The organism is Xenorhabdus ehlersii (assembly GCF_003610465.1).
Classification (GTDB): domain Bacteria; phylum Pseudomonadota; class Gammaproteobacteria; order Enterobacterales; family Enterobacteriaceae; genus Xenorhabdus; species Xenorhabdus ehlersii.
The window spans coordinates 44,899-59,050 of the sequence record NZ_RAQI01000007.1; the positions used below are offsets into that span (position 1 = coordinate 44,899).

The 14,152-nt window shown below is 45.4% G+C and carries 11 protein-coding genes; 4 read left to right on the forward strand and 7 right to left on the reverse strand.

The annotated features are described in order from the left end of the window. Positions 1 to 148: 148 nt before the first annotated feature. On the forward strand, positions 149 to 1,363 hold the full coding sequence (gene gltS / locus BDE27_RS17790; protein WP_099131761.1) for a sodium/glutamate symporter: 1,215 nt from the start codon (positions 149 to 151) through the stop codon (positions 1,361 to 1,363). Positions 1,364 to 1,431: 68 nt separating this feature from the next. Here the strand turns inward: gltS and recG are convergent, their stop codons facing one another. From recG to gmk, 5 genes are read right to left on the reverse strand one after another with little or no spacing between them, the layout of a single operon-like run. Continuing rightward, entirely contained in the window at positions 1,432 to 3,516 is a 2,085-nt protein-coding gene (gene recG / locus BDE27_RS17795; RefSeq protein ID WP_099131760.1) for an ATP-dependent DNA helicase RecG, read from the reverse strand. A gap of 22 nt (positions 3,517 to 3,538) precedes the next feature. Next, complete coding sequence (gene trmH, locus BDE27_RS17800) at positions 3,539 to 4,264, reverse strand: tRNA (guanosine(18)-2'-O)-methyltransferase TrmH (RefSeq protein WP_099131759.1); 726 nt, start codon at positions 4,262 to 4,264, stop codon at positions 3,539 to 3,541. A 5-nt stretch (positions 4,265 to 4,269) separates the two neighbouring features. Continuing rightward, positions 4,270 to 6,384 carry a bifunctional GTP diphosphokinase/guanosine-3',5'-bis pyrophosphate 3'-pyrophosphohydrolase gene (gene spoT, locus BDE27_RS17805; protein WP_099131758.1) on the reverse strand — a complete coding sequence of 705 codons (2,115 nt, stop codon included), beginning with the start codon at positions 6,382 to 6,384 and terminating at the stop codon, positions 4,270 to 4,272. Between the two features lie 18 nt (positions 6,385 to 6,402). Next, complete coding sequence (gene rpoZ / locus BDE27_RS17810; RefSeq protein ID WP_074020086.1) at positions 6,403 to 6,678, reverse strand: DNA-directed RNA polymerase subunit omega; 276 nt, start codon at positions 6,676 to 6,678, stop codon at positions 6,403 to 6,405. A 54-nt stretch (positions 6,679 to 6,732) separates the two neighbouring features. Continuing rightward, entirely contained in the window at positions 6,733 to 7,356 is a 624-nt protein-coding gene (gene gmk, locus BDE27_RS17815) for a guanylate kinase (protein WP_099131757.1), read from the reverse strand. A 333-nt stretch (positions 7,357 to 7,689) separates the two neighbouring features. On the opposite strand from gmk, the gene ligB reads away from it, so the two are divergent. Then, complete coding sequence (gene ligB, locus BDE27_RS17820) at positions 7,690 to 9,471, forward strand: NAD-dependent DNA ligase LigB (protein WP_099131756.1); 1,782 nt, start codon at positions 7,690 to 7,692, stop codon at positions 9,469 to 9,471. A 31-nt stretch (positions 9,472 to 9,502) separates the two neighbouring features. Here the strand turns inward: ligB and BDE27_RS17825 are convergent, their stop codons facing one another. Further along, a complete protein-coding gene (locus BDE27_RS17825) occupies positions 9,503 to 10,120 on the reverse strand; it encodes a trimeric intracellular cation channel family protein (protein ID WP_074020083.1) in 618 nt (205 codons plus the stop codon). A gap of 135 nt (positions 10,121 to 10,255) precedes the next feature. Between BDE27_RS17825 and BDE27_RS17830 the strand changes: the two genes are divergently transcribed. Then, positions 10,256 to 11,545 (forward strand): YidR family protein, encoded by a 1,290-nt coding sequence (locus tag BDE27_RS17830; protein ID WP_099131755.1) that lies wholly within the window; start codon positions 10,256 to 10,258, stop codon positions 11,543 to 11,545. Positions 11,546 to 11,623: 78 nt separating this feature from the next. On the opposite strand, the gene BDE27_RS17835 is transcribed toward BDE27_RS17830, so the two are convergent. Continuing rightward, the gene (locus BDE27_RS17835; RefSeq protein ID WP_167450636.1) at positions 11,624 to 11,971 is read right to left on the reverse strand and encodes a YceK/YidQ family lipoprotein; all 348 of its coding nucleotides are present in this window, start codon (positions 11,969 to 11,971) and stop codon (positions 11,624 to 11,626) included. A gap of 369 nt (positions 11,972 to 12,340) precedes the next feature. On the opposite strand from BDE27_RS17835, the gene BDE27_RS17840 reads away from it, so the two are divergent. Then, a complete protein-coding gene (locus BDE27_RS17840) occupies positions 12,341 to 14,002 on the forward strand; it encodes a putative transporter (protein ID WP_099131753.1) in 1,662 nt (553 codons plus the stop codon). Positions 14,003 to 14,152: the final 150 nt, after the last annotated feature.

The window sequence follows — 14,152 nt, forward strand, 5'->3', positions numbered from 1 at the left end:
TAATTTCGTCACATTTTTAAATGTTTTAACTTGTGTTTATGCGTAATTTTCTTTCTAATCCAACCCTTACCTGCTCTTGGCGTTTTTATAGGATGATTATAACGTCACATTAAATTCACATAATATTAACAATGGATGAGGTACATCGATGTATCATCTGGATATTTATGGCACGCTCGTTGCTGCCACACTGGTTTTGCTACTAGGAAGAAAACTCGTACAATCAGTCCCATTCCTTGAGAAATATACGATCCCTGAGCCAGTCGCAGGTGGATTATTGGTTGCGCTAGTTCTGCTGGCGGTTAAACAATCCACGGGTTGGGAAGTCAGTTTTGACTTGTCTCTCCAAGAGCCTCTCATGTTGATGTTCTTTGCCACCATCGGCTTGAACGCTAACCTTGCCAGCCTGAAAGCAGGCGGAAAATTCTTGGTCATTTTTGTCTGCGTGGTTGTTGGCCTGTTATTTGTACAGAACACCGTAGGCATTGCGTTGGCGAAAATGCTTGGTCTCGATCCATTAATGGGATTGCTGGCAGGCTCTATTACACTGTCTGGTGGGCATGGAACAGGAGCCGCTTGGGGCAAGGTATTCACTGAACGCTATGGTTTTGAAAATGCTACAGAAGTGGCAATGGCATGTGCAACATTCGGTCTGATTTTAGGTGGCTTAATTGGCGGCCCAGTTGCCCGCATGTTGGTGAAAAATACCAAAACTCCAGGATTGGGAGCTGAGGATACCGAGCTGCCGACGGCATTTGAGAAACCTTATACTGGTCGGCTTATTACGCCATTAGTGATGGTGGAAACTATTGCTATGGTTTCCATTTGCTTATTGGCCGGTAAGTTTATTGAGAAACTGCTACAAGGCACAGCCTTTGAATTACCGACATTCGTATGTGTCCTGTTTGTTGGTGTCATTCTCAGTAACGGCTTATCCCTGCTTGGTTTTTATCGGGTCTTTGACCGAGCGGTGTCGGTCTTGGGTAACGTTAGTTTATCGCTGTTCCTGGCAATGGCATTGATGAGCCTGAAACTGTGGCAGTTGGCTTCCCTTGCGCTGCCAATGTTGATCATTCTTGCCGTGCAAGCAGTGGTTATGGCTTTATATGCTGTTTTCGTCACTTACCGCATCATGGGCAAGAATTTCGACGCGGCAGTCTTGTCAGCCGGCCACTGTGGTTTTGGCTTAGGGGCAACACCAACAGCCATCGCGAATATGCAAGCGATCACCGACCGTTTTGGACCATCGCATGTGGCATTCTTACTCGTTCCCATGGTGGGGGCATTCTTCCTTGATATTGTCAACGCTGCTGTCATCAAATTGTATCTGTTATTACCGGTGTTCCCATCTGTAGCAGGTTAAATTAATTTACTTTTGGTTCGCTCAATATCTTGGTGAAATAGGCCGCTGAAATTCTCAGCGGCTGGAACTTAAGCATGACTATATTGAGAACGCTCCGGCAACCAGCGTTCAATTAGCGCCTTGGCATGTTCAGGGTAGCGTTGGTGGATATAGTGGGCGATACGCTGAACTTCAGGAAGCATACTTTGATCCCGTAATAAATCCGCGATCCTGAATTCTGCATTGCCCGTTTGGCGCGTACCAAGTAATTCACCTGGCCCGCGGATCTCCAAATCTTTCTGGGCAATCACAAAACCATCGTTACTGTCCCGTAAAACTTGCAGGCGAATTTTGGCTGTATTGGTCAGTGGAGTTTTATAGAGCAGGACACAGTGAGAAGCGATGGCTCCACGCCCGACGCGTCCTCGAAGCTGGTGCAACTGGGCTAACCCTAGCCGTTCGGGATTGTCGATGATCATCAGGCTGGCATTGGGCACATCTACCCCGACTTCGATTACTGTCGTGGCAACCAGCAATTGTATTTCACCTTGTTTGAACGCCTCCATGACGGTTTGTTTTTCTGCCGGTTTCATCCGCCCGTGCACTAAGCCGATTTTCAATTCAGGCAATGACAGTGTCAGCTCTTCGCTGGTTGCTTGCGCTGCTTGCGCTTCTAGCACTACTTCCGAATCTTCGATCAAGGTACACACCCAGTAAGCCTGACGGCCTTCATCCAGACAGGCGCTTTTGATACGTTGGATAATGTCATTCCGGCGAGTATCCGGGATGGCAACCGTTGTGACTGGTGTTCGGCCTGGTGGCAATTCATCAATGATAGAAGTATCCAGATCGGCGTAGGCGGTCATTGCCAATGTGCGTGGAATAGGGGTTGCAGTCATGATCAATTGATGGGGATAGAAGCCTTGTTCGCGCCCTTTTTCCCATAATGCCAGACGTTGATGAACACCGAATCGATGTTGCTCATCAATGATAACCAGTGCTAATCCGGCAAATTTTACTTGCTCCTGAAACATGGCATGAGTACCGACAACCATGCTTACTTGACCGCTTGCTATCGCCTCTTGCTGTGCCTGACGTGCCTTGCCTTTCTGTTTGCCAGCCAACCAACCGACCTGAATACCGAGTGGTTCAAGCCATTGACGGAAGGTATTGGCATGTTGCTCTGCCAAAAGCTCAGTTGGTGCCATCAGAGCCACTTGTTTGCCGTGAACAATGGCACGGACGGCTGCCAGTGCTGCCACCAATGTTTTTCCCGAACCGACATCCCCTTGTATCAGACGCATCATGGGGACATTTTTTGCCAAATCATGTTCTATTTCTGCAACGACACGGGCTTGTGCGCCTGTGGGTGAGAATGGTAACTGGCTCAGAAGCTTCTGCTTTAGCGAATCATCTGCCGTTAAGGGGGATGCATGAAAGCGCTGGGTTCCAGCCCTGACTGCCAACATACTTAAATGATGCGCCAGCAATTCTTCCAGAATCAACCTTCGCTGGGCTGGATGTCGGCTATTCTCCAAATCGGCCAGAGAAGTATCCGGCGGGGGATGGTGCAATGTACGCAGTGCATCAGGCAGGCTAATGATATTCTGGCTAAATTCTTCCGGCAGCAATTCATTTATGGCACAGGTAGTTAATATTTCCAATGCCTGATCGATTAACTTGCGCAGCGTCGTCTGGCGTACTCCCTCGGTCGTGGGATAGATGGGGGTTAACGTCTCTTGCAGGTGGATACGGCTGGCGTGTTGCTGGACTTTATATTCAGGATGGATAATCTCTGGCCCTTGATTGCCGCGACGAATTTCCCCATAAGCAACAATGTGCTTTCCTGCGGCCAGATTATTTTTCATGGCGGCAGTAAAATTGAAGAAACGCAGGGTCAATATACCTGTGCTATCACTGATTTGGCAGGTCATGATGCGCCGACGCCCAAACGTCACATTGGTGCGTAATATTTCACCTGTTACCGTAGCATAAGTACCGGGCAGTAATTCATTAATGGTATACAGGCGGGTTTGATCCTCATAACGGAGAGGCATATGCAAAAGCAGATCTTGTAGATTGACCAACCCTAACTTAGCGAGTTTAGTGACCTGATTGGCTCCAACACCACGCAATGTGGTTAAGGGGATGGCATCAAGTAGTTGGCCTTTCATACGATTTCTCCGTCAGTGTGATTTATTTCCTTGCTGATGGTGCAGTTGTTTTTTGCGCGGCTGATGTTGCTTGCATAGCTGACCACCATGATTCACTTGCGATAATTTGCCCTTGTTTATCTATCAAAGGTTGCTCCAGGCCCTTACGACGAGAAACAGCAGCCAACACGGGATATCCTCCTTCGAACAGTAACCTTTGCTGTTCCTCTTCTGGCAGAATGCTTTTCTCCCGTTGGTACATGTCTGCCAATTGGCGCTGCCGTTGTGCTTCATACAGAATCAAGGCAGAGGCGACAGAGACATTCAATGATTGCACCATACCTGCCATCGGAATAATGATATCGTGATCTGCCAGGGCGATGGCTTGTTTTGAGATACCTTTTTTCTCCTGCCCCATAATGATGCAGGTAGGTTTAGTGTAATCAATTTGACGGAAGTCGACGGCTTTATCAGAAAGATGGGTCGCCAGCACTTGCATTCCATCAGATTTAAATTGGTGAATAGCCTGTTCAGTTGTGGAATGTGTTTTCACCTGAACCCAGCTATTACTACCCGCCGCCGAAGAGAGCTGGGTTCTTAATTGCTCAGTAGGCCAAATAGCATGGATTTGGTGAATACCAACAGCATCCGCAGTACGAATAACGGCGGATACGTTATGGGGTTTGTGAACTTCTTCTAAACAGATTGTCAGGTCAGGTTGACGCATTGCCATCATCTGGCAAATGCGTGCGTAACGTTTAGGATTCATAACCTCTAGTTTCGGTTACGGCTGACTCGCATCACGTCTGGCATGATACGTATCTTACGCATGATATTCGCCAGCTGGATACGGTCTTTGGTCGTCAGCCTGATGAAAGCACAATAGACACGGCCATCTTTTTCCTCTGTATTCATGCTTTGAATACTGGAGTTTACATCGTTAATGGCAGCAGTCAGATTTGCCAATGCTCCCTGATGGTTAAACATATCGACTTTAATTTCAGCAATAAAATCGCTATTGATATCTTTATCCCACTCAACAGGCATGAATTTTTCTGGTTCTTTCTGATATCCACGGATATTGCGACAGGATTCGTGGTGGATTACCAAACCTTTTCCGGGGCTGATATGGGCAATAATCGGGTCGCCTGGAATTGGGCGACAACATTTAGCAAAGGTAATCAAAATACCATCAGCGCCCTTGATAGGCAGCTTACGGGAAGTATTGCTGTTGTTGTGCGGTCCTTTTTCCGGTGAGCCCAATAATAAGTTGCGGGCGACAACCACGCTCATGGCATTACCCAATCCGATTTCCGCCAACAAATCATCCAAAGTAGCGAGCTTCATCCTTGCCAGCTCTTTGTTGATATTTTCTTGCGGAATATCGGCAACTTTGGTGCCGTTACCGAGTGCATGATTGAGCAAACGACGCCCCAAACTAATGGAATCATCCCGTTTCAGATTTTTCAATAACTGGCGGATCTTGGCACGTGCTTTGGAACTAACGACAAAGTTCAGCCATGCAGCATTAGGGCGAGCCCCTGGCGCAGTAATAATTTCGACAGTTTGCCCACTGCTAAGCGTTTGTGAGAGAGGATAAGGCAGACGATCAACGCGTGCACCAACACAGGCGTGGCCGATATCGGTATGGACGGCATAAGCAAAATCGACAGGGGTCGCGCCAGCCGGTAACTCAACAATTCGTCCTTCAGGGGTAAAAACGTAAATCTCATCAGGGAACAAATCAGATTTAACGCTTTCAATAAATTCAAAAGAGCTGCCGGCACTTTGCTGGAGTTCCAATAGGCTCTGCATCCAGCGTTGGGCACGAACCTGCGCAGTTGTACCGGATTCCCCTTGTTCTTTATAGGCCCAGTGTGCGGCAACCCCCATTTCCGCCATTTGATCCATATCTTCGGTACGGATCTGAACTTCGACGGGCACCCCATGCGGGCCTATCAGGGAGGTATGGAGGGATTGGTAACCGTTGGCTTTAGGGATGGCAATATAATCTTTCACTCTGCCGGGGCGTGGTTTGTACAAACTGTGCATTTGCCCCAATACGCGGTAGCAGGTATCAAGATTATTGACGATGACACGAAAGGCGTAAATATCCATGATGGAATGGAAACGCTGCTCTTTCAGACGCATCTTACGATAGATCGAATAGAGATGTTTTTCACGGCCACTGACTGTGCATTTGATACCGGCATCCGTTAACCTGCCTTCAATCTCCGACAGAATTTTCTGGATCATCTCTTTGCGATTACCGCGAGCGGCTTTCACAACTTCTTTAATTACGCGATAGCGGTTTGGATACAGGGCTTCAAACCCAAGTTCCTCCAGCTCGGTTTTTAGGTGATGAATACCCAGACGATGAGCCAGCGGACTATAAATTTCCAGCGTTTCCCTGGCAATGCGCCGCCGTTTATCGGGGCGCAGGGAGCCAAGGGTTCGCATATTGTGAGTACGGTCTGCCAGTTTGATCAAAATGACGCGGATATCCTGCACCATCGCCATGATCATTTTGCGGAAGTTTTCAGCCTGTGCTTCCTTTTTGTCGCGGAAGTTCAGTTTATCCAGCTTGGATACACCTTCCACCAATCCGGCAACGGCCGTGCCAAATAACTGTTCTATATCCTGAAATGTTGCAGGAGTATCTTCAATGACATCGTGCAAAAGTGCCGCCATAAGTGTTTCATGGTCAAGGCGCATTTCAGCCAAAATACAGGAAACGGCGACGGGGTGAGTGATGTATGGCTCACCGCTGGAACGGGTTTGCCCTTCGTGAGCATCCCGCGCAACCACATAGGCCTGTTTAAGCAGATCAATTTGATCTTCAGGCAAATATTTCAGAACCAGCTGATTCAGGCTTTCAAACAGGTACAAGGCAGACCTACCGTAAAATTAACGACGACCTTCAGCGATGGCAGAAACGGCTTTGATTTCTGCGGCTTCTTGCTCTTGCTGTTCCTGGCGCTCACGAACATCGAGAATTTTGTTGTTGATAAGACCTTGCTCGATTTCACGCAGGGCAATAACAGTCATCTTATCGTTTTCTTCTGGAACGAGGGGATCTTTGCCACCTACTTGCAATTGGCGTGCTCGGCGAGCAGCGACCAACACCAGGTCAAAACGGTTACCAATTTTTTCTACTGCGTCTTGAACAGTTACGCGTGCCATATGAGTGCTACTCCACAGATAAATAAATGACTGGGCATAATACTGAAACTTGGTTCAGTCTGCCAATAATTTGCTGATTAAGGCATCATGCCGCTGGGTCTGACGATCTAATCGTAGACGCTCTGAACGAATAATAGATTGTAAATCGGCCAATGCCGTATTGAAATCGTCATTGATGATGACGTAATCATATTCGTTGTAATGTTCCATTTCCGCGACAGCCTGAGCCATTCGTTTGGCAATGATTTCTTCGCTGTCCTGACCACGCCCACACAGGCGGCGGAGCAACTCTTCCTTAGAGGGTGGAAGAATGAAAATGCTGCGAGCTGTTGGCATTTTCTGGCGGATTTGCTGTGCACCTTGCCAGTCAATATCAAGAAAAACATCAACGCCACTGGCGAGTGTATCTTCGATGACTTTTCGGGATGTGCCGTAATAGTTACCAAAAACACAGGCATATTCCAAAAATTCATCATGGTTGATCATATTTTGAAATTCATCCACCGTGACGAAAAAATAGTGTTCACCATGATTTTCGCCTGGGCGAGCTTGCCGTGTCGTATGCGAAACAGAAACCTGAGTGTCATACAAGGGCTGGGTTTTTAATAAAGCCTGAATAAGGCTTGATTTGCCTGCTCCACTCGGCGCAGAAACAATATATAACGTTCCTTGGTTCATGATGATTTCTTGACTGATTGGGTATAAATAAATGCAAGCGCAGGAATATAAGATCCCGCATAGTATACACGGATACATTAATCCATGCAGCGCTACAATACATGCCAACAGGTATTTCACCAAAATATTTTCTTAACAAACTGGCATTAATGAGATTTTTTGCGAGACATTTTCAGCAAAAATAGTTGGTTGCAGAAATTGCATATTTATTTTTCGAAACTTCTCGCAAACTTCTTTTTTGCCACTTGGTAAAAATTCTCCTGCTTTTTATTCTCTGTCCGTGTCTTGGAATCAATTTTTAGGAAGCCGTTTTAAGGAAGCCAAGGAGCAAGGATGCTTAATTTTCTCGTCAGTTTTTTAATAACAGTATGGATATTGCTATCTGGTATGCCAATGGCATTTGCAAATAAGGTTCAGTGTCCTGACTGGCAACAAGAAAAATTTCAGAATGAAATTAGGCACCTGATACAGCAGGTGGCTAAGTGGGATCATCTTTATCGCCAGCAGGGAATTAGTGAAATAGATGATGAAATTTACGATCAATTATTGGAAACCTTGAGAATTTGGCAAAGTTGTTTAAATCACGGATCAGACAGCACTTTACTCTCTGTTAGCCCTGTTGCCGACATTTCTGTGATTCCTGTGTTTTCCTCTGAGATACAGGCAGGGAAACAGCTTCATCCTGTCCAGCATACAGGCTTGCATAAGTTGAAAGGAATACAGGAGATTCGACAGTGGTTTCAGGGGCGCACAGGGGTGTGGCTGCAACCTAAAATCGATGGTGTTGCGGTGACTTTGGTGTATGAAAAAGGTCAATTAGTGCAGTTAATCAGCCGTGGGGATGGTATTGAAGGAATAGACTGGATGGAGAAAAGCGAGTTTATTCCCAGTATTCCTCAGCGGATTAAAAATGCCCCTGAACATTTGGTATTACAAGGTGAGCTTTTCTGGCAGCAGGAACAACATCGGCAGTTTGCTTCGGGGAGTCAAGGTGCGCGCAGTAAAGTTGCGGGCTTAATGATGCGTAAAACTCCAGCACCGGAACTGAAACAAGTTGGTATTTTTATTTGGGGCTGGCCGGATGGGCCAAATGAAATGGCGGTGAAACTGGAAAAATTGGCTGCAATGGGTTTCCCCATTACACAGCAATATAGCCACTTCATTGCCACAGCAGAAGATGCCGAAAAAAGATGGAAAGATTATTTTGTCCGGCGCCTCCCTTTTGCTACGGATGGTGTTGTGTTACGCCAGGAGATTGAGCCAGCAGGCCGACAATGGCTAACCGGATCAAACAGTTGGGCGATTGCATGGAAATATCCACTGCGGCAGCAAGTGACAGCTGTAAAAGGTGTTAATTTCACAATAGGCCGGACAGGGAGAATAACCGTTGTATTAGAGCTGGAAAAAGTAAAGGTGGATGATCGACAGGTGAGTCGAGTCAACATCGGTTCGATCAAACGTTGGAAGCAGTGGAATGTCTATCCTGGCGATAAAATTACGGTGGCATTAGCGGGGCATGGTATACCTAAACTCGATAAAGTGGTGTGGCGTATGATGGAACGTCCTGATATTCAACCACCTAATGAGCAGGATTATCATTTCCTGAGTTGCCTGACATTCGAACATCAAAATGAAACTCATGATGATCATTATTGCCAGCAACAGTTTATCGCCCGTCTGACATGGCTTGGAGAAAAATTGAAAATGAAAGGCATTGGGCAAGGAACGTGGTCAGCTTTGGTAAAACATGGGCTGGTGGCAAATTTAACGGATTGGTTGGATTTGGATAAGGAACAGCTTGAGGCCGTGACTAATATTGGAACTCAACGTGCAAAATTGATCTTCTCCCAATTCCAGCAGGCAAAGTTACAGCCACTTTCGCTATGGCACGAAGCCATTGGCCTGCCTTATGCCAAGCACTTTACGGATAAGCAAGCAGATAGACTGGGATGGCAGTGGGAAACGATATTATCCGACGCAAAGGCGAAACACGCATTAACAGTAAAACAAAGAGAAAAAATCTTGGCTTTTTTACAGCATCCTGAGATTAAGGCGGTAATGCATATTTTGTCTTTGCGGGATATTGAGAATAAACAAGAGATATTAAGTGAATAGGGGCAAAAGGTTGCTCCTATTCACTATGGTATCAGTGGTCTGTGCCATCGTAATTGAAGATAGGTAATCCAAGACGATAACGAATAGCAATCAATCGTGCAGCTAGTCCCGCAACAAGCGTAATCAAGATGACGATGTCCGGGGGTAATGGCGTATGTAGTAAAGCAATATAAAGCCATGCGGCGGCAAAAGAGACACCGGCATAAATCTCTTTTTGGAATACCAGGGGGATGGTATTGCAAAACATATCGCGCAATACACCACCAAAAACGCCAGTGATGACGGCGGCAATGGCTGCGATGATCGGGCTATAGTGCATATCTAACGCGATTTGTGCACCAATGATGGAGAAGACAATTAAGCCAATGGCATCAAGAATGAGAAACAGACGGCGTAGGTGTTTCATCATGGGAGCAACCCAGATAGTGAGCACGGCAGCACAGGCAACGGTCACTATATACTCTGGATTTTTTACCCAGCCAAGGGGATAGTGCCCCAAAATAATATCACGGACGGTGCCACCACCGATGGCTGTCACGGAAGCAATAATGATAACGCCGAATACATCCATTTTTCGACGACCTGCGGCTAAGGCGCCTGTCATGGCTTCAGCCGTAATACCAATGATATAAAGGACACTGAGTAACATAAATTTAATTACATAAAATATAACGTAGAAGTAAAGGGTACTGTTGAAATAATAACGTCTCGACTGAAATTTTTTAGCCGAATTTGAATAAAATTAGTTTTTATTATCCGAAACCTCGCAAAATAAGGCAGTAAAATGGTTTTTAAGGAACGTCAGATTACATTCGATAGCCGTAGCCATCAGATAACTAATATAAATGTTTGGACGCCAGACAGCCAATGGTTGGTATACGATGTTCGTCCCGATGGTGCATCTTTTACCGGTTTAACGATAGAAAAAATTCATGTTAATCATGGGAAAACTGAAATTATCTATCAGGCAAAGGATGGCGCGCATGTCGGTGTTGTGACTGTGAGTCCGCAAGAGCCAGTTCGTTATGCCTTTATTCATGGCCCGGAAAAACCCGATGCGCAGTGGCAATATGATTTTCATCATCGCCGTGGTGTCATTGTTTCCGATATGCAGCCAAATGTGGCAATTAACATTGATGCCATGGATATCACTCCACCTTATACCGCTGGCGCTTTGCGCGGTGGAACACATGTCCACGTTTTCAGCCCCGATGGCAGCCGCCTAAGCTTTACTTACAATGATCATGTGATGCATGAGTTAGATCCTGCGCTTGATTTACGTAATGTGGCGGTGGCCGTTCCTTTGCGAGCTGTAATGCCAGCCAAAAAACATCCGAGAGAATACGGTGGTAGCTATTTCTCGGTTGTGGTTAGCGAGACGACGGCCTGCCCGCATCCCGGCAGTGATGACATCAGTCGAGCTTATGAAGAAGGATGGATTGGGCAGCGAGGATATCGCAAAGATAATGGTCAATGGCAACGTTGGGCACTGGCTTTTATTGGGGATACATACGCCACCAATGGCGAAAAAATACCGGAAATTTATCTCGTTGATCTGCCAGAAAATAACGATGAATACGCCATTGCGGGCGACCAACTTTTGGCTGGTACAGAAACAACATTACCGGCACCGCCTGCGGGAGTGAAACAGAAACGCCTGACTTTTACGCACGATAATCGCTGGCCGGGAGTGGTGAATGTTCCACGTCATTGGCTAAGAACATCGCCAGATGGCAGTAAAATCTGTTTTCTGATGAAAGATGAAAAAGGGATTGTCCAGCTATGGTATGTCTCACCAAATGGTGGTAAACCCATGCAGATAACTTATAGCAAGCACAGTATACAATCCGCATTTAGCTGGGATAGCCGTGGGCGGTTGATTGCCTGTGTTTGTGATAATAGTGTTGTCCTTTGTGATAGCCAGACTGGAAAAATTCAGCGTTTAACGGAACGCACTGATGATGCACCTTCCGCTGATGCGATAGTGATATCACCGGATGATCGCTATGTTGCTTTTATGCGTGATATTGGTGGTTACCGACAGATATTTGTGGTGGAAACAGGGATTATCTGAAAACAAACAGAGCAGAATGGGCATTGCCGATTAATGGTGATGCCCGATAATACGCTGATATAGCTCATAGTTTCTATTCTAAGTATCGTGGTCTACAGTTTCTGGTGCAGGCAGTATGACGATTGGCTTTTTATCGAGCTGCTCTATACGGTGTTTGGGGGATTGCTTTGCGCTATCTTGATCGGAACGAGCATAATCGTAGGGAAGCAGAAGCGTGTCTAAGAAGGCAGAAAACGGCAGATCGATCGCAAGCAAGGGCTTCATAAGCCATCCCGTTTTGTCATCTTGCAACATGCCAATATTGGCTTTTGCTCCAGAATAATAACCTTGATAGGGACCGCTGTGGGTCATGATGCTGGAACAACCAGTAACCAGTAACCATCCTAATGTGGTACATAGTAATAGAAGCACTTTACAATTTTTCATCGTTTCCATGATCTCAATGAGTTAATTTGCCAATGTCCAAATACTTTATTCGCTATTAACGCCACTTTTCCAAAGCATGACAGGTATTTTAAAACTGTTTACCCTTTAAAGCTGTTTACCTTTTAATACTATTTACTATAGTCAGGTAATATTCAGTTTGCTATAGCATTTATCGCTAAATTTGATAATTTTTTGTGATGTGAATTTAAATTTCTTTTTTAAGTTCAAAGCACACAGTATGTGGTTTAAAACACATAACTTGAGGTTAATTCGTGCCAATATTTAATTGATGGTAAGCCATCATTTATGGGTGACAAGGGAAAATGATCAATTTTTCGAACGATTAACCTTTGGTAAAGGAAGCGGGTCATGAGTGATATTGCATTAACAATGAGCTTGTTGGCGCTGTCTGCCGCATTGGGGTTATGGATAGGCAACTGGCGAATAGGGGATATTGGTCTTGGAATTGGTGGGGTTTTGTTTGGTGGGATTATAGTTGGTCATTTTGCCCAGATGTATTCTCTGTCTCTCAGTAATGACATGCTGCATTTTATTCAGGAATTTGGCTTAATTCTGTTTGTTTATTCTATTGGTATTCAAGTTGGGCCGGGCTTTTTTTCTTCCCTGCGAGTTTCTGGCCTTAAATTAAATGGTTTTGCTGTCCTGATTGTTATTATTGGTGGATTAGTTGCTGCAATTATTCACAAATTGTTTGATGTTCCTTTACCCATTATTTTAGGTATTTTTTCCGGTGCAGTGACAAATACGCCATCTTTAGGGGCAGGGCAGCAAATTCTGGCAGATTTAGGATCTGACTCTTCACTGGTCAGCCAAATGGGTATGGGGTATGCGATGGCGTATCCTATGGGAATTTGCGGTATTTTGCTGGTTATGTGGTTGGTTCGCCTTTTTTTCAGAGTGAGAATTGAACAGGAGGCTAATTCGTTTGATAACCAAAACAATCAGGGGCGAGAACTGCTCCAGACAATGAATATCGCTGTACGTAATCCAAATTTGAATGGATTAATGATGCAAGACATTCCGTTGCTCAATAATAATGATGCAGTGGTATGCTCCCGCCTAAAACGGAAGGATTTGTTGATGGTTCCCCAGCCAACTACCGTGATTCAGAGTGAGGATCTGCTGTATCTGGTGGGGCAGCGGGAAGCGTTGAACCAGGTCAGGCTGGTCATTGGGGAAGAGGTTGATGTTTCCTTGTCTACTGCCGGTGATATTTTTCAATCTGTCAGGGTTGTGGTGACGAATGATGAAGTATTGAGCCAGAGGCTTGGGGCGCTCAATTTAAAACAGAAATATGATGTTGTCGTGACACGCCTTAATCGTGCAGGAATTGAACTGGTTGCCAGTAATAATGCCAGTTTACAGTTCGGCGATATCCTGAACATTGTCGGTCGTCCTGAAGCTGTAGAAGCTGTCACAAAGCTTTTGGGTAACTCACAGCAAAAACTCCAGCAAGTTCAGATGTTGCCTGTATTTATTGGAATAGGGTTAGGGGTTTTATTAGGTTCGATTCCTCTGTTTATTCCTGGTTTTCCAGCCGCGTTACGCTTGGGATTGGCAGGAGGGCCCTTGGTTATTGCGTTAATTTTGGGACGAATTGGCACGATCGGTAAACTTTATTGGTTTATGCCTCCCAGTGCGAACCTTGCATTACGCGAACTGGGGATTGTTATGTTTCTGGCGGTTGTAGGGCTGAAATCTGGCGGTAATTTTATTAATACACTGGTGCATGGCGAAGGGCTGGCATGGATTGGTTATGGTGCATTGATAACAATAGTCCCCCTGTTAGTTGTAAGCCTGCTGGCACGTGTTGTTATAAAAATGAATTATCTCAGCTTATGTGGGGTGCTGGCAGGTGCCATGACCGATCCTCCCGCCCTGGCTTTTGCTAATGGAATTCATAGTACCAACGGGGCTGCTGCGTTGTCATATGCGACAGTTTATCCATTGGCAATGTTTTTAAGGATTATGTCTCCCCAAATTTTGGCCGTTATTTTCTGGGCCTTATGATTTAGTTCATTAAGTATAATTGTTTGATTTATTAAATGTGCTTTAGATCACAGAATGCTGTCCAATTGTCTTAATTTGACTTCAATTTGAGATAGTAGAGGCAATTTAAAGTAAAAAATTCCTGCCTATTCAATTCATTAGAATAAGGTT

Coding starts and splice junctions, on each gene's coding strand:
- gltS (WP_099131761.1), top strand. CDS start 149: ATGTATCATCTGGATATTTATGGCACGCTCGTTGCTGCCACACTGGTT.
- recG (WP_099131760.1), bottom strand. CDS start 3,516: ATGAAAGGCCAACTACTTGATGCCATCCCCTTAACCACATTGCGTGGT.
- trmH (WP_099131759.1), bottom strand. CDS start 4,264: ATGAATCCTAAACGTTACGCACGCATTTGCCAGATGATGGCAATGCGT.
- rpoZ (WP_074020086.1), bottom strand. CDS start 6,678: ATGGCACGCGTAACTGTTCAAGACGCAGTAGAAAAAATTGGTAACCGT.
- gmk (WP_099131757.1), bottom strand. CDS start 7,356: ATGAACCAAGGAACGTTATATATTGTTTCTGCGCCGAGTGGAGCAGGC.
- ligB (WP_099131756.1), top strand. CDS start 7,690: ATGCTTAATTTTCTCGTCAGTTTTTTAATAACAGTATGGATATTGCTA.
- BDE27_RS17825 (WP_074020083.1), bottom strand. CDS start 10,120: ATGTTACTCAGTGTCCTTTATATCATTGGTATTACGGCTGAAGCCATG.
- BDE27_RS17830 (WP_099131755.1), top strand. CDS start 10,256: ATGGTTTTTAAGGAACGTCAGATTACATTCGATAGCCGTAGCCATCAG.
- BDE27_RS17835 (WP_167450636.1), bottom strand. CDS start 11,971: ATGAAAAATTGTAAAGTGCTTCTATTACTATGTACCACATTAGGATGG.
- BDE27_RS17840 (WP_099131753.1), top strand. CDS start 12,341: ATGAGTGATATTGCATTAACAATGAGCTTGTTGGCGCTGTCTGCCGCA.